Below are 18,699 nucleotides of genomic sequence, written 5' to 3' on the forward strand. Positions count from 1 at the left end.
TCATTCTGTCCAAGCTTTTAATTGAATGAGCTCACTATTTTTTAATATCTGCTGTAGTGATGACTTCAAATCCATCTTTTTCTACATAGTGTTGTAATGCTTGAAGAGCTGCCGTTCCAACTGCTGTATCTTGTTCACCGTTTCCACCGCTTACCCCAATGCCGCCAATCACTTCACCGTTTACCACAATCGGGAATCCACCTACAAAAATTGCAAATTTCCCTGGAAGCATTTGGTTGATACCAAATGCCTCATTTCCCGGCAGTGCAGGACCATTTGGTTCTTTATTAAAGAGGTGAGTAGATCGCTTATGTCCTGCTGCAGTGTAGGCTTTGGCGATGGAAATTTCCGGACCGGTAATTCGTGCTCCATTCATTCGCTCAAGTGCAATGAGATTTCCTCCGTCATCCACAATTGCAATGGTTTCGAGAACATTAATTTCTTCTGATTTTTTCTTGGCCGCCTCAATCATTAATTTTGCTTCTTCTAATTCTAATTTCAATGCTGTTTTCATTTTATGTTCTCCTTTTCATTTTTTTAATAACCGATATATACTGTTTTCAATTGTGAAAAGAATTCAAGACCCACTCTTCCAGATTCACGGAATGTTGAAGTACTTGATTTTTTCAAACCGCCAAAAGGTGCATTCATTAAATTACCAGTCGTCGTCCGATTGACTTTGACCGTTCCGGCCTGAATATCTTTTGTAAATTGGTTGGCAATCTTCAAATTATTGGTCACGATAGAAGCAGATAATCCGTACTCAACATCATTGGCAACAGCGATGGCCTCTTCATATGTATCCACTTCAATAACGGCCACGACAGGTCCAAAAATTTCTTCTTTTGCAATTCGATGATTCGGCTTTACATTTGTAAAAATGGCAGGTCTTACAAAGTAGCCCTTTTCGAATTCCCCTGTTGTTAATGGCTCGCCGCCATAGACTAATTCGGCGCCATCTTCTTTACCAAATTCGATATAATTTAAAACATTTTTCATTTGTTTTTCGTTTGCAAGCGGTCCAATTTTCACCCCCGCCTCAAAACCATTTCCTATTTTTAGGACGCTAGTTTTATCAACAAGCTTTTGAATAAATGCTTCTTTTACTTCCTTCAATACAATGACCCGGCTCGTTCCGGTGCAAGCTTGCCCTGTTAAGGAGAATCCACCATTTACTGTCAGGGTTGCGGCTAAATCGAGGTCAGCATCATCCATGACAATTAATGGGTTTTTTCCGCCCAGTTCCATCTGCGTTCGAGTTGTCATAGAAGCTTTTCGATGAATATCTTCACCGGCTGCAGTTGAGCCTGTAAACGTGACAGCCCTGACGGACGGATGGGTTACCAATCGGTCACCAATGTCACTTGCCTTGCCCGTTACGAAATTAATAACACCATTTGGAATGCCTGCTTCGTAAAGTGCTTCAACAAGGCGTACGGCAATGAGTGGTGTATCAGAAGAGGGCTTAAAAACCACCGTATTACCTGTGATTAAAGCGGGAGCGATTTTTCGGGCAGGAATCGATAGAGGAAAGTTCCAAGGAGTTATGACACTCACCACTCCAAGCGGTTCTCTTTCCGTGGATACCTTCATGTTTGGATCATCGTTTGGAAATGTTTCACCTGTAAAACTTTGCCCCTCAACAGCATAGTATCGAAGTGTTTGGGCAGAGCGTAACACTTCATTCTTAGCATCATTAACATGCTTACCTTCTTCACGTGTTAACTCTTCGGCTAACTGATCAGCTTTTTGCTCCAGAATATTTGCTGCTTGATTTAAAATGGCTTCTCGTTTGGATGGCGCTGTTTTAGCCCAACCTGGGAACGCCTTTTGGGCAGCTTCAATGGCTAAATTTACGTCGTCTTCATTAGACGCTTGGAAAACCCCGACAACTTCTTCTTTATTGGCAGGATTTAAACTATTAAACGTTTTTTTGCTTACCGATTCCTGCCAAATCCCATCTATATAGTTATTAAATGTTTCTACTTTTGTAGTTATCACTACGATCACCTTTTTCGTTTATTTAAGTAAAACTTTCTAATAAAAGCGGCCGTCAATTAAACCTTTAACTACAAGATTATTCTGACGGCCTACAAATTAGGAAAGTAATGACTTATTTATATTTTCATATACTGATATTATTTTGTTTCTACTAATGCGCCTAAATCTTGTTCTAAGTATTCCTTCCATAAGCCATCCATGTACATACGACGCATTTTTGCTCCAGTACGTACAATTTCTAGGCAGCGCTGTTGTAATTCTGGTGTGTCTGCGTGGTCAAGCACAATTTTATAACCGCGCTCACCATGGATTTCATCTGAAACAATGTGTAGATCGAAGAATTCAATTTCTTCATCTGTAAAGTTGTATTGCTCACGTAACGCTGGAGTTTGTTTACGGTAAATATCTGGAACCTGCGACTCAAGTCCAACTACTAATGCTGCAGTGGCAACAACGAAATTCTCACGTGCTGCAACCGCGAAACACCAGCTCTGTAATCCTAATGTAGTTGGAGCCATATTTTCAGGATTCATTACTCGTTCACGAGTAGTTCCACATGCCTCAGCAAAACGAATAAGGAGATCCGTGTGGCGGTCAGCAGCGATTTCTTCTTCATACATGTTTTGTAAGGTGAAATCTTTAGCAGCTTCGAATTTTGGATTGGTTGGAGTATTGTGATAAATATACGCTAAGTAATCAGCGAATGGGCCAACGTAGTGGTAATGGTTTTCTGCCCATCTAGCAAAGTGTTTTCTTTCCAATTTACCTTCAGCCCAAGCTAATGTAAACGGTGCCTTTTGGCTATGATTTCCTTTAATTGCTTCCTCTAATTCCTTGCGAAACTCATCTTTTGATAATAATTCTGCCATTTTAAATCTCCTCCTTAGTTTTTATGTAGATTTTCAATGCTGCTATTGGCATTTGATATTTTGTATACCAAACTTCGATAAAAAAATAAAGTTTACTAGTTTTTTACCGTTTCCACTGTGTTAATAGTGTATTTGGTATACCTTGATTTAATAGTAACCGATAAATGACTACTTGTAAACACAATTTTTAGAATTTTTTAAAGATTATTGAAAAATACTTAATTTTCTCTATTTTCGATTTAGGAATGGACATCCACATGTATATTTAATAATTTAAAGAGCTCTGCTGAAAGATTATCCAGGGACTCCTCTACGATCTCACGGCCTATTGCAAAACTGGCTTTTGTTGCGTCACCAATACAACCATTTTGGGTCATTTCCTCGTAACGATAAAATCCTTGTATTGCTTTCCCAGGTCTTAGCTGTTTCCATCTACCTTCTTCTTGAATATCCCCTTTTTCTAGTTGGTCCATTCGGACAATCTCTGGTGCTAAATATAAAGCTTCCGAAACTTCACGTTCACAGCTATGGCCAAATAAGCTTGAACCAATATAGTTCTGAATCGATTTTTTTGCAGATGCAGTTGTTTTTGCATAGTAAACTTCTACATCCAGTTCTTTTGTTAAAGTCAGTGAAGCAACATTGAGTGTAGATTGATTCCCGCCATGTGAGTTTAATAATAAAAATTTCTTAATTCCATGATGCTTCAAAGAGGAAATCATATCATGTAAAATCGCAATGAGTGTAGATGGATTCAGTGAAATGGTTCCAGGAAAATTCATATGGTGTTCCGAAACACCCATATTCACCGTTGGCGTAACTACCGCATAGGGAAACATTCTCTCCCCAAGCCGCTTGGCCATCCTTTCAGCCAGAACAGCATCACAGCTTTCCACCATATGGGGACCATGCTGTTCATGTGCGCCAACCGGGATAATTGCAACCTGAACACTTTTTAATGCTCCTTCAACCTCTTTCCATGTCATCCTGGTTAAATCATAACCCTCCATCACAAATCTCCTTTGAAAATCAATGTATTTTGTATACCAATAAATAAGTTAAAAAAATAATCATCCATTAATTTGAATCGGTGATTGCTTTTTAGGAACCTGGACTGAAATATTTTCTTGCGAAATTTCAATATCCCGCTGGATCGTTAATTGGCACGTTAATCGGTACCCCTCATTCACTTTATCTCCAAGCATTTTTACTTCTTTCCAATTCGGCGCTGCTAAATCTTCTGCACCGTTAATCACCTGACATGTACACTTTGTACAACGCCCCATTCCACAGCCATATTTTAACTTTGGTAATAGACGTGTTGCTGCTAATACTACTAAGTTTGCATTGTCTTTTACTTCTTGCTCCACTGTAGTTCCATCAACGTGCAGGATAACTTTCGGCATAAAATAGCCCCTTTCTGTTTTTTCTAAAAATTTTGATACTTTTCTGAAGTATACAATCTTTTTGGTAGATAAGTAAACTAAAAATTTTTTATTTTTAACTCGCTTTATAAAATTTTTATCCAAATTTTCCGCTGAAAATCTATCTACCATAGCTTTTTAAAAAGTAATTATTTAAATATTTAGAATATAATGTTGAATATTTTGTCTCCTTGATATAAAATACAAATTAAGTAGTTTTGGTATACAATGTTCCGAGGAGGTGTTTGGACATATTACTACTCTCCAATTTGTAAGCGTTTAAAACTATTGAATTAATTTAAAGGAGTGAAGAAATTGGGAAAATATATAGTATTAACGAATAAAGATACCTTTCAAACAAGTCTCGAGAACGATGGCCTAGAACCTGTCGAAACCTACCATTTCTATTTCTTTGATAAATTAAAGGCGAAGTATACGATTGCCAAAGTGTTGGATGAAAAAATTAAGATTAAGTTGTTCGAAGAATTTGAAGGAAAAGAATATGTAAACCATATCGGTGTAAAGTTTTTTGAAAGGTTTGAAACAATTGAAGCCGCGCGCGAGGAATTAAATGAGATCGTAAAAGCCTCCGGTAACAGTGTAGATTCGGTAAACAGTAAACTTGTAAAATCAAGTGAGGTTGCTGTATAGATATTAATAGAGGCTTACGGCCGGAGAGATGGCAACGTCTCTCCGGTTTTTGCATATTAAATGGTATAAACGTAAAAAAACCGCCACAGCTGCTTTGTGACGGTTAACCAATTAAAATCCAAACATTAAAACTTAAGTGTTTTTCTCAATGATGCTAATTTTTTCTCCGCTTTTTCAGCAGCTTTTTTAGAATTAAATAAAAAATTTAGCATGTCAGTATCCCCCTGTTTTGTTTGCTATTTGTTATTTTTATTTTACAATGAGCTTTAAATAAACTCAAGGATTTTGTATACCAAATACCAAAATTTTAAGTAAATATGGCAGATTTGTGACTAATCTTCCTTGAATTAGGATGTTTTGGTATACAATTAAACAGATTTTAATTGTAACTCAAGTATTGATGTATTACATTTCCTTATAGTTAGGGTGTTGGTATGCTAAGATATCTGCTTTTCTTTGTAATCGTATTATACTTATTTTCTGTGCTTCTGCCCCAATTGCATATTGGCTTTCTTCTTTCCAGCTTGTGCCTTATTATTGTAGTCAGCACGTTTTTTCAAGCAAAACGTTTTGTGCAAATATTAGGAGGTACGTTTTTACTCCTTGGTGTTTTTTTACTTGCTTCAAGCGGAGCGCATTGGAAGCAATATATCCTTTCCTTCGGCCCAATGCTGGATTTACTCACCATGTTTACCCTGATTCCGATTTTAGGAATTCCGATTAAAATTGGCGGCTACAGCGGGGGGATTCAAAGCATTATTCAAAAAAAAGTAAAAACCTCCGGACAATTGTATATGATTACCTCCGGAATTTCGTACTTTTTTAGTATTTTTATGAATCTTGCAACATTGCCAATGACTTATTTCTCGATTAGACCTGCACTCGGACTGTATACGGTGAATAACAAAGAGCGCTTCATGAGCAGGGCGATTACAAGGGGCTTTGCGATGCCATTAATTTGGGCACCGGTAACACCGATTGTCGGAATTGTAATTACGATGACGGGAGTTACTTGGGTATCCATACTTCCATATGTTATACCATTAAGCATTATCGGAATGGGACTTGATTGGTTTATAGGGGCAAGGAAATCAAAAAGAATGCTTCAAACTCAAAAGAATTTGACAGTGAATGAATTAGCAGCAACGGTTGAATCTGGTCAAATCAACCGTTCTGGAAGAGTCTTTCAAATCTTATTGGCCATTATCATTTTCAATGTCGTGATTTCGCTGGTTGAAACAAGGTTTCCTTATCCGTTTTTGATTCTCATTTCTTTATTGGTGATTCCATTTGCCCTTACCTGGTCTTTATTCTTGAAGCAAGGAAAAGAGTTTGGTGTACACCTTTTGGAGCATTTCCAATCTTTTTCCGTTAGTATGAAAGATCAATTCTTTATTTATTTATCGGCAGGCTTTTTCATCTCGGCCATCAATGTTTCGCATACAAATGAGCTGCTATATCGCTGGGTTTTGAAGTTTATTCACCTGGCAGGTGTGGAAGTTTTCTTGATCTTACTTCCCTTTATTCCTTTAGCCTTAGCTTTTCTTGGTCTGCACCCTGCTGTTTCACTTGCTTTAATGATTGAAGGGTTAAATCCACAAGCAATGGGAATTTCCCCTTACATCTTAACGGTAGCGATGTTAGCGGGGGCTGTTTCTTCCTTTTTAGTGGGTCCGTATAATGCTACATTAGGCCTGATGTCCAACATCGTAAAGGAAAGCTCTTATAAAGTATCAAATTGGAATCTTTCCTTCGCAGCCCTCTACATCGGCATCGTGATGGCATATTTGTTCTTACTTGAATTACTACTAAACTAAATAAAGAAAAGGTGCCAACCTGGTACCTCAGATTGTCGAGAAAGGGTATTCTTCTCGGCATTTTTTTACTCTATTAGATCCTAAACAGGAATTCTTATTGATTGTCCCTGCTAATGGGCCTGTTGAGAAGCCTATATATTAACAATATAGATTTGGTTAAAAAAATAAATGAATAAAGGCTATCGAAAGTTTTTCGAAAGCCAGAGGCGACCAATCTTGGCACTTTTTTTATAGATCCTTCGTAGTCTTCTGTTTAATTTCTTTAACGATTTCCTTGGCGAAATGCCCGAGGTTCCCTTCACAATATCCCCTTATTACTTCCGGGGCAAGGGACATTAGTGCTCTTTGTACATATTCCGGCGGAAATCCCCTTCTTTCAAACTCACTTTCCAATTCAACGGCTGTTTTTACAGCATAATAGGTTGCTAATTTGTTAATTTCAGTCAAACAGCTTTCCTTTTCTATTTTTACCTTCCCAAGGAAATGATAGAGTTCTTCAATAGGCTTCTGCAGAACATTTTCGGTAATAAATAAACCGTTGCCATGCTCCAATAAATCTTTCCAATGTCCCATAAATTTAACCCCTTCAATATTTAATGAAGGATACTTTTCTTTTAGCTCTTTCGTATCTAAAGTCGTTGCCATATTAACGATCGTGGTTGAAACAGGTAAATTACTTTCAAGCTTTAAATTTGTAATAAATGGAATAATAGTTGCAGCAGGTAAAGCTAAAATTAACACATCTAATTCCTTTAATTCTTGTTCTATTAGGATAAACCCGTTTGGAAACTGCTCCACAAACTTTTCAGCCTTTGTTTTTAATGGATGGTAAATCCCAATCTTCCTATTCATTTTATTCCATTGCGTCATCATCGCGGTCCCTAATTTACCAATCCCTACTAGCCCCACCTTACATTGTTCCATCAATCGAACCCCCTCTTCAAACCATAATGAAAAAAGGAGTTTCCAAAGGTTATAACACTTTGGAAAACCCCTTTATTCTAAAATTATATTTTATATTTTACTAAGAAATTCGTAAACTAGAACACTCTTTTACCATATAAACACGGCAAGTATGGTTGCCAGCAGAAGCCCTGAAACGACTGGGATGAAGTTTTTCCTAGCCAATTCCAACGGAGAAACTTGCAAGAACCCAGCAACTGCTACAAGAGATGACCATGCAATCAGTGTTCCACCACCGCTCCAAACTGAACCCATTTGTCCAATTGCCGCCATAACAGCAGGATCAATGTGACTTCCTGGCGCAATGGCTCCAGACAACGCACCCGTTAATGGTAGCCCTGCAAACCCTGAACCATCCAATCCCGTAATAATACCAACAATTAATATACTGATTGCTGCAAAAAATGGACTATGTGGAATATAATTTTGCCCTGCTTGGATTAAATCAAATAGAAAGGCAGGCTTTGCTGCGGTATCACCTAATGATAGGATAGAACCTGAAAAATCCCCGCTTCCCATGAAAAAGTATCCAGCAATTGGAATTACCGGTGCCATTGCCTTAAAGGCAAAAACAAATCCTTCAGTGATATGTTCGCTAATTTTATCAAGGGCATGAATTCGATTGAAGGCAATGGTCGCTAGCACTAATAGAATAGTTGCAACACCGCCAATAAAAGCTGCTCCGTCGCCCCCTTCAAATCCTGAACCGCCGCCAATTTTAGTTTGGAACATAAAAATCATAACACCTAGCATTGCCAAAGGAACAATAATGGCAAATAATCTTCCCCATGTTTCTTTTCTTTTGATAAGATCAGGACTCTCTTCTGCCGTAGCAGCAAGTTCATTGGCCACATCAAAGAAAGCTTTTTCTTCATTATTTAAGTTATTGACAGACCCGGATTTTTTCCTAATTGCTTTTCGAGATCTCACATAGACAATGGCTAAGGAGGTTACCCCTGTAATAAGAGAAAGAATGAATGCCTTATCTGAAACTGCGGATTTATCAATTCCTGCTGCTTTTGCACTAAGCATTGGTGCTACTTGCATAATATAATCTGAAGAAAGAGCCATACCTTGTCCAGCAATGACAATGACCATTGCGGATGTCATAACAGGCAACCCTGCACTCACGGCTGCTGGAACCAATAATGCACATATTAATGGAACTGCGGGGGTTGGCCAGAAAAAGAGAGAAATTACATAAGTAGTGACCATTAAAACGATAAAAGAGATATGACCGTTTACCATTATTTTTTGTATCGGTACAACCATCCTTTTATCCGCCCCAAGATCCTTCAACGAATTAAGCAGACCAATCATGATGGAAATAATCAGGAAAATACTGAATAGCTCCTTTGCGGCAACTAGATTTGCATTAAAGACCGCTTGAAACCCTGCAATAAGACTCCCTTTATATACTGCTGCGACTAAAAAGGTCCCAATTATAAGAGGTAAAACAACACCTTTTCTAAAAAGCATAATCACAATGACAGCTGCAGTTACAACTAGATAAACCCAGTGAGCTAATGTTAATTCCATATCTTTCCTCCGTTGCTTTATAAGATATTAATCGAATTAATCTTGCAAGGTTTTCATAGCATTTGGCTTTTAAGCGAAGACATATAGATTTTCAACCAAAAGAATATTCAATCAAATTTTCTTTGCTTAACTTAACTATTCAGTTTTTTTCATGAGTCCAAAATTGTTATCCTGAAGTTCTAAGGGTTTTTTGCACTTTGTGGATTGTGGATTGTATACCAAGATGTTTTAAAAATAAAAATGAAAAGCCCATTTTTTGGTGATGTTTCAATTCCTGCTGAGTTTTTACAATAAGATCCTCATACCTCTCTTATTGTAAGCCCTTTCAATAATACAACGGAGACAAGATTAAACCCAGTGAGCCTATTTATGTACCCTCCTTTCACATTTTTCACTATATAGAGATTGTAAACTATATAGAATGAATTTAATATACCATTAAAAGAGGTTAAATAGCAAATAATTTTGAAAATTTAGATGTTTTTTTATTTTCGTAATTATCTCTTGCTTTTAAAAAGCTTATTCGATAAAATAAAACAAAGCTTCCAGGTATACGGTATACCATAAAAAGATCGAGAAAAATTAATAAAGTTATTGAGGTGATAAAAAAATGCTTAAAGCTGGGATCATAGGTTATGGTACTCTTGGCAAAGCGATTAGCGATTTGATCGTTGCCAATCAAGCAGGCGAGGTTGAAGTCAAATCCATTCTTGTTAGAAAGAAGCCTGGTATAAACGAATCTATTCCGCAAAATTGCGTTGTCACGACCGACGAAAACCTGTTTTTTGATCAAGATTTGGATATTATTATTGAAGCAGCGGGTCATAAAGCGCTACAGCAATATGGGGAAAAGACCCTTTCCACTGGGAGTAATTTAATCGTACTCTCTGTCGGGGCTTTCGCAGATTATGAATTTTATGAAACACTGAAAGTTGTTGCAAAAAAATACAATAAACAAATCATACTTCCTTCTGCCGCCATTGCTGGATTAGACCGAATAGCTGCAGGGGTATTAGGAGAAATAGAAGAAATAACGCTTATCACGAGGAAACAACCAAAAAGCTGGTATGGGACGATTGCTGAGGAAAAAGTAAATTTAGAGACTATCTCTGAGCCTTATTGTATATATGAAGGCAATGCCAGGAATGCTGCAAAATTATTCCCTGAAAACGTGAATGTATCAGCCGCATTAAGTATTGCCGGGGTTGGTTTCGAAAAAACAAAAGTTCAAGTATTTGTGGACCCAACCATTCAGGCAAATTTCCACACCATATTAGCAAGGGGCTTTTTTGGTCAGATTGAAATTAAAGTACAAAATACGCCTTTTAAAGAAAATCCTAAATCTAGTCCTATTGTAGCAATGAGTGTAGCAAAAGTGTTAAGAAACCTAACAGAATCCGTTATGGTTGGCCTTTAATCTGTGCGTTGACCCTATAAAAAAGGTTGTCCAAAAGTCTTTTTTATCATGGACTTTTTGGACAACCTTTTACCCTTTCCTTTTTTCCTTGCTTTGATTAACCGCTTCAATATACGCCTTTTTTGAATTTTCCATATGAATTTTTGTCAAATATTCTGCCATCTCGCTCTCTTGATTCATAATGGCATCCATAATTTTAACATGTTCTTCCATAGATTGTACGGCTCTTCCTGGGTTCTTATAACCAATTTTGGCGAAAGCACGAATATAATCAGATAATCCGCTCAGTATTTCTTGAAGTTTAGAATTTTTAGCAGCACTATATAAGAGTTGATTGTATTCCCCATGTAAATCAGAAAAAGCCTCTTCATTATCTAAGCATTCTTCAACCTTTTTTATATAGGTATCAATATTGCTTTTTGTTTCTTCGTCTAACTTTTGAACAGCCAATTTTGCTGCTAAAACTTCAAGAGAAGATAGGATCGTAAAAACTTCAATAATTTCCTTCTCAGAAATGTCCGCAACAATTACCCCTTTTCTCGGCACGGTTTTTACAAACCCTTGTGATTCCAACCGAAATAAAGCCTCACGAATCGGCGTTCTACTAATATTTAATCTGTCAGCAAGCTCCCTTTCCACAAGCCGATCACCGGTTTTAAATTCACCTTCTAAGATGAGGTCTTTTATGTGTAAATAAACCCTTTCTCTTAAGGAAATTAAATCCTCCGCCGCCCAATTAGTACTCATTAGATCTCCTCCCTTCAACTTTTTGTATACATTAAACCAATTATATCGTACCGGATAAAAAAACATCAAATGATATGGTTCAAATTTCCACTAAAATTTTCGAATTTTCCATTTACAAATAAATGGAATTATGCAATATATCCTCGTAATCTAATAATCTTCGATAGCGCGAGAAATAATCCTGGTTACGATATCTGCCAGCTTCATAACCGTATTTAATCTTGTGGTGTTCAAGGACTCTATTGGTTTATATGGATCAAGATAATTGACAATAGCCTTCAGGTGATAGTCACCAACACTTGGCAATCCTTTATTAAGTGCCTTTCCAGGAAAAATAGCCCCTTCTTTCAAAACAATTAATCCAATTTGACTTTCTTCCCCTAAAGCAGCATCGATTGCTACAATAAACGGTCCATTATGCGTTTGTTTAACCTGTTTCAGAATCTTCTTAAAATTCAGTGCATGAACTGGTTCTTCTAATGTACCATATACAGGAAAAGGAACCTTTCTATCCTTTAACATTGTTCCCACCATTGGACCAAAAGAGTCCCCTGTGGAACGATCTGATCCTATACATAAAAAAATGATTTCATCTTTCGTACTATCTAGAACTTGTTTTAATTTTTTTGCCATTTTCTCAATTTCTCTTTCCTCAATCGTTTCTTGTACGGAAAGTAAACCTGGCCTTTCACCTTTTTCTAAGAACTTTTTCTTAAAAGGCCACATCACCTTTACCTCCCCCTACCGGTGTTTTATGTGCTGACCTTCTTTGGCACTTTTCATTGCCCATTTCTTTTATTTTATTATAGATAGTGTTAACTTCACCATAAAATTATTTAGAATTTTAATTTGCACCCAATAAAGTTCGTAAAATGGTAACAAAAAAGCTGCCCAATGATTTTGAGCAGCTTTCATTTAATGACTTTAAAACAAATCCACATTTGGGCTACTGCCATCAACCGAGTCAGAGATTTGTCCAGGAATGCCAGTTTTGAAGCTTGTAATTTTTTCATACTCTCCTTTTTGTAGAACGCTCTTATCACCTTTCATTAAATAGGTGTAGGCAATAATGGAGATAAATAATCCAAATGTCCAGGCATTATCCCATATGAAGCGAAGTCCTGGAATCAAGAGGCCAAGAACCGGGATTGCAACCCCAATGATGAGCGAATATACACCATTTTTATTAAATCCGCCTGTATAACTGTAGCGGCCGTTTACATCATACAATTCGTGGAGAGCCATTTTCCGTTTACGGACAAGCCAGTAATCGGCGATTGCAATTCCATCAATTGGGCCGAGTAAGGCACCGTATGTTCCCAGCCAGCCAAAAATATAGTTTCCAAAGTTCTCCATGATATACCATGGCTGAATTAGGATGGCAAATAAACCGGTAACAAGAGCTCCGATTCCAAACGTAATCCGTCTTGGATTTAAATTCTCAATCGCACGTGCAGGCGCGACTACGTTTGCTCCTACATTAATGGTTAATGAAGAAAGAACAATGACTAAAGTACCTAGAAAAATAACAAATGGCGGGAATTTTGCAAGCAAGGCTACCGGATCCCAAAGGGCCTGCCCGAAAATGACTACTGTTGCAGAGGTTACAGCAATTCCAATAAAAGAGAAAATGGTCATGGTTAGTGGTAGTGAAAAGCTTTGTGCGATCATTTGAGATTTTTGACTTTTTGCATATCGGCAGAAATCCGGGATGTTTAAGGCAAGAGTAGCCCAGAAAGCAATTACTCCAGTAACGGCAGGAAAAAATACTTTTAAAAATTCACCAGTGGTTTGGAATTTAGATGGAGTCGATAAAATTGGCCCCCAACCGCCGGAATTGGTGAATGCCCAGATTAGGAGAATAATTGCAGAGACCCCAACAACAGGAGTTGCAATCAAACTTAAATACTTCATGGCTTGCGGGCCCTTATAGGCAACAGCTACGTTTAAGATCCAAAAAAGAGCAAAAACAATCGCTGTATGTCCTGGGAAGCTCCAGAAAGAGAAAGAAGCTGATAACAATGTATCAATGGCACCTGTTCCAATCCAGGTGTTAATCCCAAACCATCCCGCTGCAACAAGTGCTCTTGCTAAAGCTGGGATGTGTGCACCCTTTGAGCCAAACCAAAGTCGTGCAAACACTGGGTACGGAATACCGAATTTTGTCCCAGCATGCGAGTTCAATAAAATAGGAATAAGAACAATAACATTTCCAATAAAGATGGTTCCAATTGCCTGCCACCAGTTCATTCCTAATGAGATCATCCCGCTTGCCATCGTATAGGCTGGGATGCATAAACACATTCCAATCCAAAGAGTAGCAAAATTTAGACCTTTCCAAGAATGTTCCTTCATAGTGGTCGGACGGAGATCGTCATTCCACATCTCGCTATTGCTTAAGCTGTCCGCCGCTTCTTGTGTCAAAATGACAATACCATTTTGCTCAATTTGCGTTTTCAATAAAATTCCCCCTTGTTTGGTTTTTCAAAGAACTTTCCGAGTAAAACCAATGCTGTGCATTCGCTAGAGAATATTTATGATCACCATGATATTATTGCCGTTTCTTTATAATTAATGAGAATATTTTGATTTCCTATTTTACGATTTTTTAAACTTCTATTACCTTTTAGCTTTTCACGAATGTAAGCGCTTTAAAATAATGCTACAACTTCGTTCATCGCATCACCTTCCAATCAATCTAAAAATCGCCCCAAATACAAGAGAAACCAATTTTGGAGCAAACCACAACTGCCTAACTTATATTATATATCACCAAATTAGGCTGTCATTGGACAAAAGGTAAAATAATTTAGACTGTATTTTTTATGTTTTGTAAAAAACCGGTCATTGATAAACTATCATTAACGTAACATTTCTAGTTCTCTATTCAATGAGAACCTGTCCTCAATTTCAAACAAAAAACTACACTTTCATTCAAAAGAGTACTGTGTTAAACACAGTACTCTTTTGAATGAACTATTTTATTAAATTGTTTTCGTTGCAACTGGAACTGACGTTAACACATCCACCAGTCGCTCCATTCCAAGCTTAATTTTTTCAGGAGTAGAATGGCTATAGTTTACACGGAAGGTATTGTGCTTTGGCTCGTTGACATAGAATGGTGCACCTGGAACAAATGCAACTCCCTTTTTAACGGCTTCGCCAAGCAAGGCAGTTGTGTTTAACTCCTCATTTCCTTCTACCCACATGAACATTCCACCTTTTGGCTCCCTACATGTGAACAATCCTGACCCCACTTTATCAAAATATTCCTTCATCAATTTCATCCGCTCATAATAAACGCTTCTAATTAAAGCAATATGTGAATCCAGGTTAAAATCGCGCAATAAATAATAGAGTGCCTGTTGATCGAGTGAACTTGAGTGTAAATCATTCATTTGCTTGGCTTGGGTCATTAGTTTAATAACTTCAGCTGGTCCGGTTACCCAACCGGTTCTTAAAGCTGGGACAACGGACTTAGAAAAAGTGCTGGTATACAAAACAATCCTTTTATCTGTATCTAAAGCAGCCACCGGCTGATAGACCTCGTCTTGATGGAATTGAATATCGCCATACGGATCATCTTCAAGAATTAGAACATTCTTTTCGGAGCAAAGATTGAATAGCTCCTGACGTCGTTCCTGACTCCACACTTTTCCATCTGGGTTTGCAAAAGTTGGGATGGTATAGACAAATTTCGGCTGGTATTTTTCAATTTTTTCTTTTAGATCCTCCGTGATCATTCCCTGATCATCACTCTTTACAGCCACAACATTCGCTCCATACGATCTAAAGACCTGTAATGCTGCTAAATATGTAGGATCCTCTGTGAGGACAACATCCCCCGGTGCAAGCATAATTCGTGAAAACAAGTCGATTACTTGCTGTGATCCAGTTGTAAGCAGAATGTTATCGGGATGTGAAAAAATACCTCTCTTTTCCATTTTTGCTTGAACCGCTTCGCGAAGGGGAATAAATCCTTCTGTTAGTCCATATTGCAATGAAGATTTCCCTGAAGCAAATACTTTCTCATAGGCAATTTGAACCTGTTCGATTGGAAAAATGTCTTCTGCTGGCAGACCCCCTGCGAAAGAAATAACATGCCCTTGCTGTGTAACCTTTAAGATATCCCTTACGGCAGATGATTCATAGTTTTTGGTTTGGGGTGCAAATGGATAATTCATATAATGTCGCTTCCTTTTATTTATATTGTATTCAACCTTTTGATGTAAAAAATATAATATATTAGATTTATAGTACATTATAAGATAATAAATTTCATTTTGCAAAATATTTAGAAAAATTTTTCGCCTTAATTTGTTTATACGTTATAGCCCTAAAGCATTATAGAAATATGTTATAATATTTTTATAAAGTAATATACTGTATCCAACAAAGGGGTTATTTAATGGATAAGGATATCTTAACGGCTCAAATAGGCCAGCGGTTGCGGTACTTCCGGCAACAACGGAAATTAACTTTGGACGAGCTGGCTGACTTGACTGGGGTTAGTAAGCCAATGCTTGGTCAAATTGAGCGCGGAGCCTCTAATCCAACCGTCTCCATTCTTTGGAAAATTGCTGCTGGCCTGCAAATTCCTTTCGCTTCCTTTTTAGCAATGAATCCTTCTGTTAAAATGATTCGAATGGCTGACCAGCCTTTTTTCAAGGAGGATAATGACTTGTATGAGGTTTATAATACATTTGCTTCACCAGGTATACCGATTGAAAGTTACCGGGCCCGTCTTCATCCAGGCTGCAATCACTATACTGAACCAAACGGAATTGGTGCGATTAAATCAATCACAGTCCATTCCGGTACATTCTCAATTACCATTGGTGATGAAGATCAGTATTCATTGGACCAAGGAGATTCCGTCTCCTTTTCAACTGATGTTTATCAGATTTTTGAAAATAGAGATAAAGAAATTTGTGAAATTAGTGTGGTTATTTACTATTCCAGTCCAAACATCCAACTTTAATTATGAGGAGAGGCAGATTTTTTATGAATAATTCAATTGAAACAGTTTATATATTGGAAAACCCAGAAAAGAAAATAACCAGATTTGCTACTGGCAGTCAAATTAGATATGAGGATGTAATTAAAGAAGTATATGGTGTGGCATCTATCCAAGACCTTCCCATGATGATTCAGTTTAATAAAGGTTTTCATGATAGTATTTGCGAAAAGTATGGGATAAATGAGAGTAAAATTTCGATTAACAGACTAATCCGTGTAGCCTCAAAAGACGAACTCCTTCTGTTGAAAACACAATTGGTTGAAAAATGTCGGGAGGAAATAAAGAGTTACTCAGAAGAAGTAGTTTCAATTCCATGTCCGTTTAATCCCACCATTCGTTTACAGGAAGGCATTTTCGAATGGAATGACAGCGATTTTTCTTATGATTTAAAAACAAGTGCATAAAATACCTGATGAAAAAGGGTGACTCATGGAGCCACCCTTTTTCTATTCTAATTTTCCGCTAATTTGGTTCTAACTTTTTTACTTCGTGAGTTTCCTTCAATGGGTTCTTCGGCTTGTTTGGCCCGTTTGATAAAGAAGGCTAGAAAAAGTGCCAAAGCTGCAATAAAAGTAGCGACAAGGAAGGAATAGTTGATTCCATTTAACATCGCCTTCATCATAACCTGCTGCTTCATCTCAGCAAGTGCTGCCGGTGTTGGCTTCGATGTAAGATGCTTCATCGCCTCAGCACCAATTTCTTTGGCCTGTGATGCTGTGCGGTTTGTCATAATCGTTACTAGTAATGCCGTCCCAATGGCTCCTGCTACTTGGTTCAATGTATTATTCATTGCTGTTCCATGCGGATAAAGTGATTTCGGTAATTGGTTCAAACCATTAGTCGAAACCGGCATCATCACCATAGAAATCCCAAGACTTCGAATGGAATATAAAAGAATGAGATGTGTATAAGTTGTATGCAAGGTTAATTGGCTAAATCCATAAGTGGTAACTGTAACAATGCTTAATCCGATGATGGCTAGGATGCGTCCACCGATCTTATCAAATAATTTCCCTGTAATCGGAGACATGATGGACATTAGAAGTGCCCCTGGCAGTAGTAAAAGCCCGGCATCCATCGGAGTAATTCCCCTCAAGGTTTGAACATATATTGGAAGAAGCAGCATCCCTGAAAATAATGCCATATACAAAACCATTGAAATAGCCGATGATAGCGAGAACATTGGGTACTGATAGACCTTGAAGTTCAGCATTGGTCGTTCCTGCTTTAATTGACGGATGATAAAAACAGTTAATGAAATAACTCCGACAATAATGGTTCCATAAACCTCAGGGCTATCCCAGCCCTTTTTTCCTGCTGAACTAAACCCATAAAGAATTCCACCAAATCCCATGCTTGATAGAAGAAGTGCAATGAAATCCAAGCGCATATCCATTTTCTCTTTTTTATCCTTAAGCATGAAAAAGCCAATCAAAAGAACGATAATGGCAATGGGAGTAACAAAATGAAAAAGCATTCTCCAATCGTAATGTTCAATAATCCAGCCGGATAAAGTCGGACCAATTGCCGGGGCAAACATTAAAATTAACCCGAATACCCCCATCGCAGTTCCCCTTTTTTCCACTGGGAAGCTTACTAGCATAACATTCATTAATAATGGCATTAAGATGGCCGAGCCAGAAGCTTGTATCATACGGCCAGCTAATAACATAATAAAAAAATGTGCAAATCCAGCAAGAATTGTCCCAACGGTGAATAGCCCCATTGCGACTAAGAATAGTCTGCGAACTGTATATTTTTGGATTAAGTAGGCGGTGGTTGGGATTAATATCCCGTTTACGAGCATAAACCCTGTAGTCAGCCACTGAACCGTTGAGGCCTCTACATCTAAATCCTTCATGATCGATGGAAGGGCTATATTTAATAACGTATTATTTAAAAAAGCAATAAAGGCCCCGACCATCAATACTGCGATGACACCATACGGCGGAGAAGCGGCCTTATTTAACGTATGATCCAAAATTGTATCCCCCTTAGTTGATTTGTATATATTTTCCTGCATCCCTAATATGCATAAAAACCATCATATACCATCAGTTCAAAAATTGCAACCAAAAAAAATTCAGTCTACAAATAGGATTTACCAATACAAAAAAATCATGCAATTTAGATTTTTATACAAGGAGTATAATTCGACAAAGTTCGGGCGGTGCCTGTCACCGCCCGAACTTTGTCGAATCAAAAAAAGCCTGCCTTCTTTATTTGTTAAAGGAAGCAGGCTTGTATTTGG

At 37.7% G+C, this 18,699-nt stretch carries 17 protein-coding genes; 5 read left to right on the forward strand and 12 right to left on the reverse strand.

Annotated features, from left to right (window positions below):
* Positions 1-34 precede the first annotated feature (34 nt).
* From RCG21_RS19960 to RCG21_RS19980, 5 genes are all read right to left on the reverse strand, one after another.
* The gene (locus RCG21_RS19960; RefSeq protein WP_133335094.1) at positions 35-514 is read right to left on the reverse strand and encodes a GlcG/HbpS family heme-binding protein; all 480 of its coding nucleotides are present in this window, start codon (positions 512-514) and stop codon (positions 35-37) included.
* A gap of 23 nt (positions 515-537) precedes the next feature.
* On the reverse strand, positions 538-2,001 hold the full coding sequence (locus RCG21_RS19965; RefSeq protein WP_308913689.1) for an aldehyde dehydrogenase family protein: 1,464 nt from the start codon (positions 1,999-2,001) through the stop codon (positions 538-540).
* 137 nt (positions 2,002-2,138) lie between these two features.
* Positions 2,139-2,870, reverse strand: coding sequence for an iron-containing redox enzyme family protein (locus tag RCG21_RS19970; RefSeq protein WP_133335090.1), 732 nt, complete (start codon positions 2,868-2,870; stop codon positions 2,139-2,141).
* A gap of 239 nt (positions 2,871-3,109) precedes the next feature.
* Positions 3,110-3,880 (reverse strand): creatininase family protein, encoded by a 771-nt coding sequence (locus RCG21_RS19975; protein WP_133335088.1) that lies wholly within the window; start codon positions 3,878-3,880, stop codon positions 3,110-3,112.
* Between the two features lie 60 nt (positions 3,881-3,940).
* A complete protein-coding gene (locus RCG21_RS19980) occupies positions 3,941-4,276 on the reverse strand; it encodes a 2Fe-2S iron-sulfur cluster-binding protein (protein ID WP_133335086.1) in 336 nt (111 codons plus the stop codon).
* A 324-nt stretch (positions 4,277-4,600) separates the two neighbouring features.
* On the opposite strand from RCG21_RS19980, the gene RCG21_RS19985 reads away from it, so the two are divergent.
* Both RCG21_RS19985 and RCG21_RS19990 read left to right on the forward strand, forming a co-directional pair.
* The gene (locus tag RCG21_RS19985) at positions 4,601-4,945 is read left to right on the forward strand and encodes a hypothetical protein (RefSeq protein ID WP_308913690.1); all 345 of its coding nucleotides are present in this window, start codon (positions 4,601-4,603) and stop codon (positions 4,943-4,945) included.
* A 434-nt stretch (positions 4,946-5,379) separates the two neighbouring features.
* Positions 5,380-6,762 carry a hypothetical protein gene (locus RCG21_RS19990; protein ID WP_308913691.1) on the forward strand — a complete coding sequence of 461 codons (1,383 nt, stop codon included), beginning with the start codon at positions 5,380-5,382 and terminating at the stop codon, positions 6,760-6,762.
* A gap of 228 nt (positions 6,763-6,990) precedes the next feature.
* On the opposite strand, the gene RCG21_RS19995 is transcribed toward RCG21_RS19990, so the two are convergent.
* Both RCG21_RS19995 and RCG21_RS20000 read right to left on the reverse strand, forming a co-directional pair.
* Positions 6,991-7,686 carry an NAD(P)-binding domain-containing protein gene (locus RCG21_RS19995; protein ID WP_133335082.1) on the reverse strand — a complete coding sequence of 232 codons (696 nt, stop codon included), beginning with the start codon at positions 7,684-7,686 and terminating at the stop codon, positions 6,991-6,993.
* Between the two features lie 129 nt (positions 7,687-7,815).
* The gene (locus RCG21_RS20000) at positions 7,816-9,264 is read right to left on the reverse strand and encodes a hypothetical protein (protein WP_133335080.1); all 1,449 of its coding nucleotides are present in this window, start codon (positions 9,262-9,264) and stop codon (positions 7,816-7,818) included.
* A 610-nt stretch (positions 9,265-9,874) separates the two neighbouring features.
* Here RCG21_RS20000 and nadX point away from each other — a divergent pair.
* Positions 9,875-10,681: an aspartate dehydrogenase gene (gene nadX, locus RCG21_RS20005; RefSeq protein ID WP_308913692.1), complete on the forward strand. Its 807-nt coding sequence runs from the start codon at positions 9,875-9,877 to the stop codon at positions 10,679-10,681.
* A gap of 69 nt (positions 10,682-10,750) precedes the next feature.
* Here nadX and RCG21_RS20010 read toward each other — a convergent pair whose 3' ends face one another.
* The 4 genes from RCG21_RS20010 to RCG21_RS20025 all read right to left on the reverse strand — a co-directional run bounded on the left by RCG21_RS20010 (position 10,751) and on the right by RCG21_RS20025 (position 15,612).
* The gene (locus tag RCG21_RS20010; RefSeq protein WP_133335076.1) at positions 10,751-11,428 is read right to left on the reverse strand and encodes a GntR family transcriptional regulator; all 678 of its coding nucleotides are present in this window, start codon (positions 11,426-11,428) and stop codon (positions 10,751-10,753) included.
* Between the two features lie 150 nt (positions 11,429-11,578).
* The gene (gene yyaC, locus RCG21_RS20015) at positions 11,579-12,154 is read right to left on the reverse strand and encodes a spore protease YyaC (RefSeq protein ID WP_133335074.1); all 576 of its coding nucleotides are present in this window, start codon (positions 12,152-12,154) and stop codon (positions 11,579-11,581) included.
* A gap of 198 nt (positions 12,155-12,352) precedes the next feature.
* Positions 12,353-13,888, reverse strand: coding sequence for an NCS1 family nucleobase:cation symporter-1 (locus RCG21_RS20020; RefSeq protein ID WP_133335072.1), 1,536 nt, complete (start codon positions 13,886-13,888; stop codon positions 12,353-12,355).
* 524 nt (positions 13,889-14,412) lie between these two features.
* The gene (locus RCG21_RS20025) at positions 14,413-15,612 is read right to left on the reverse strand and encodes an aminotransferase-like domain-containing protein (RefSeq protein WP_308913693.1); all 1,200 of its coding nucleotides are present in this window, start codon (positions 15,610-15,612) and stop codon (positions 14,413-14,415) included.
* Positions 15,613-15,836: 224 nt separating this feature from the next.
* Here RCG21_RS20025 and RCG21_RS20030 point away from each other — a divergent pair, with 224 nt between their 5' ends.
* Positions 15,837-16,409, forward strand: coding sequence for a helix-turn-helix domain-containing protein (locus tag RCG21_RS20030; protein ID WP_133335068.1), 573 nt, complete (start codon positions 15,837-15,839; stop codon positions 16,407-16,409).
* A 23-nt stretch (positions 16,410-16,432) separates the two neighbouring features.
* A complete protein-coding gene (locus tag RCG21_RS20035; protein ID WP_133335066.1) occupies positions 16,433-16,852 on the forward strand; it encodes a hypothetical protein in 420 nt (139 codons plus the stop codon).
* 47 nt (positions 16,853-16,899) lie between these two features.
* On the opposite strand, the gene RCG21_RS20040 is transcribed toward RCG21_RS20035, so the two are convergent.
* A complete protein-coding gene (locus RCG21_RS20040) occupies positions 16,900-18,372 on the reverse strand; it encodes a DHA2 family efflux MFS transporter permease subunit (RefSeq protein WP_235824818.1) in 1,473 nt (490 codons plus the stop codon).
* Between the last annotated feature and the right edge of the window lie 327 nt (positions 18,373-18,699).

Source organism: Bacillus salipaludis, from assembly GCF_030938565.1.
GTDB classification, from domain to species: Bacteria; Bacillota; Bacilli; order Bacillales; family Cytobacillaceae; genus Neobacillus; species Neobacillus salipaludis_A.

Coding starts and splice junctions, on each gene's coding strand:
- RCG21_RS20035 (WP_133335066.1), top strand. CDS start 16,433: ATGAATAATTCAATTGAAACAGTTTATATATTGGAAAACCCAGAAAAG.
- RCG21_RS19990 (WP_308913691.1), top strand. CDS start 5,380: ATGCTAAGATATCTGCTTTTCTTTGTAATCGTATTATACTTATTTTCT.
- RCG21_RS19980 (WP_133335086.1), bottom strand. CDS start 4,276: ATGCCGAAAGTTATCCTGCACGTTGATGGAACTACAGTGGAGCAAGAA.
- RCG21_RS19970 (WP_133335090.1), bottom strand. CDS start 2,870: ATGGCAGAATTATTATCAAAAGATGAGTTTCGCAAGGAATTAGAGGAA.
- RCG21_RS19995 (WP_133335082.1), bottom strand. CDS start 7,686: ATGGAACAATGTAAGGTGGGGCTAGTAGGGATTGGTAAATTAGGGACC.
- RCG21_RS20040 (WP_235824818.1), bottom strand. CDS start 18,372: ATGGTCGGGGCCTTTATTGCTTTTTTAAATAATACGTTATTAAATATA.
- RCG21_RS20010 (WP_133335076.1), bottom strand. CDS start 11,428: ATGAGTACTAATTGGGCGGCGGAGGATTTAATTTCCTTAAGAGAAAGG.
- nadX (WP_308913692.1), top strand. CDS start 9,875: ATGCTTAAAGCTGGGATCATAGGTTATGGTACTCTTGGCAAAGCGATT.
- RCG21_RS20025 (WP_308913693.1), bottom strand. CDS start 15,612: ATGAATTATCCATTTGCACCCCAAACCAAAAACTATGAATCATCTGCC.
- RCG21_RS20030 (WP_133335068.1), top strand. CDS start 15,837: ATGGATAAGGATATCTTAACGGCTCAAATAGGCCAGCGGTTGCGGTAC.
- RCG21_RS19960 (WP_133335094.1), bottom strand. CDS start 514: ATGAAAACAGCATTGAAATTAGAATTAGAAGAAGCAAAATTAATGATT.
- yyaC (WP_133335074.1), bottom strand. CDS start 12,154: ATGTGGCCTTTTAAGAAAAAGTTCTTAGAAAAAGGTGAAAGGCCAGGT.
- RCG21_RS20000 (WP_133335080.1), bottom strand. CDS start 9,264: ATGGAATTAACATTAGCTCACTGGGTTTATCTAGTTGTAACTGCAGCT.
- RCG21_RS19975 (WP_133335088.1), bottom strand. CDS start 3,880: ATGGAGGGTTATGATTTAACCAGGATGACATGGAAAGAGGTTGAAGGA.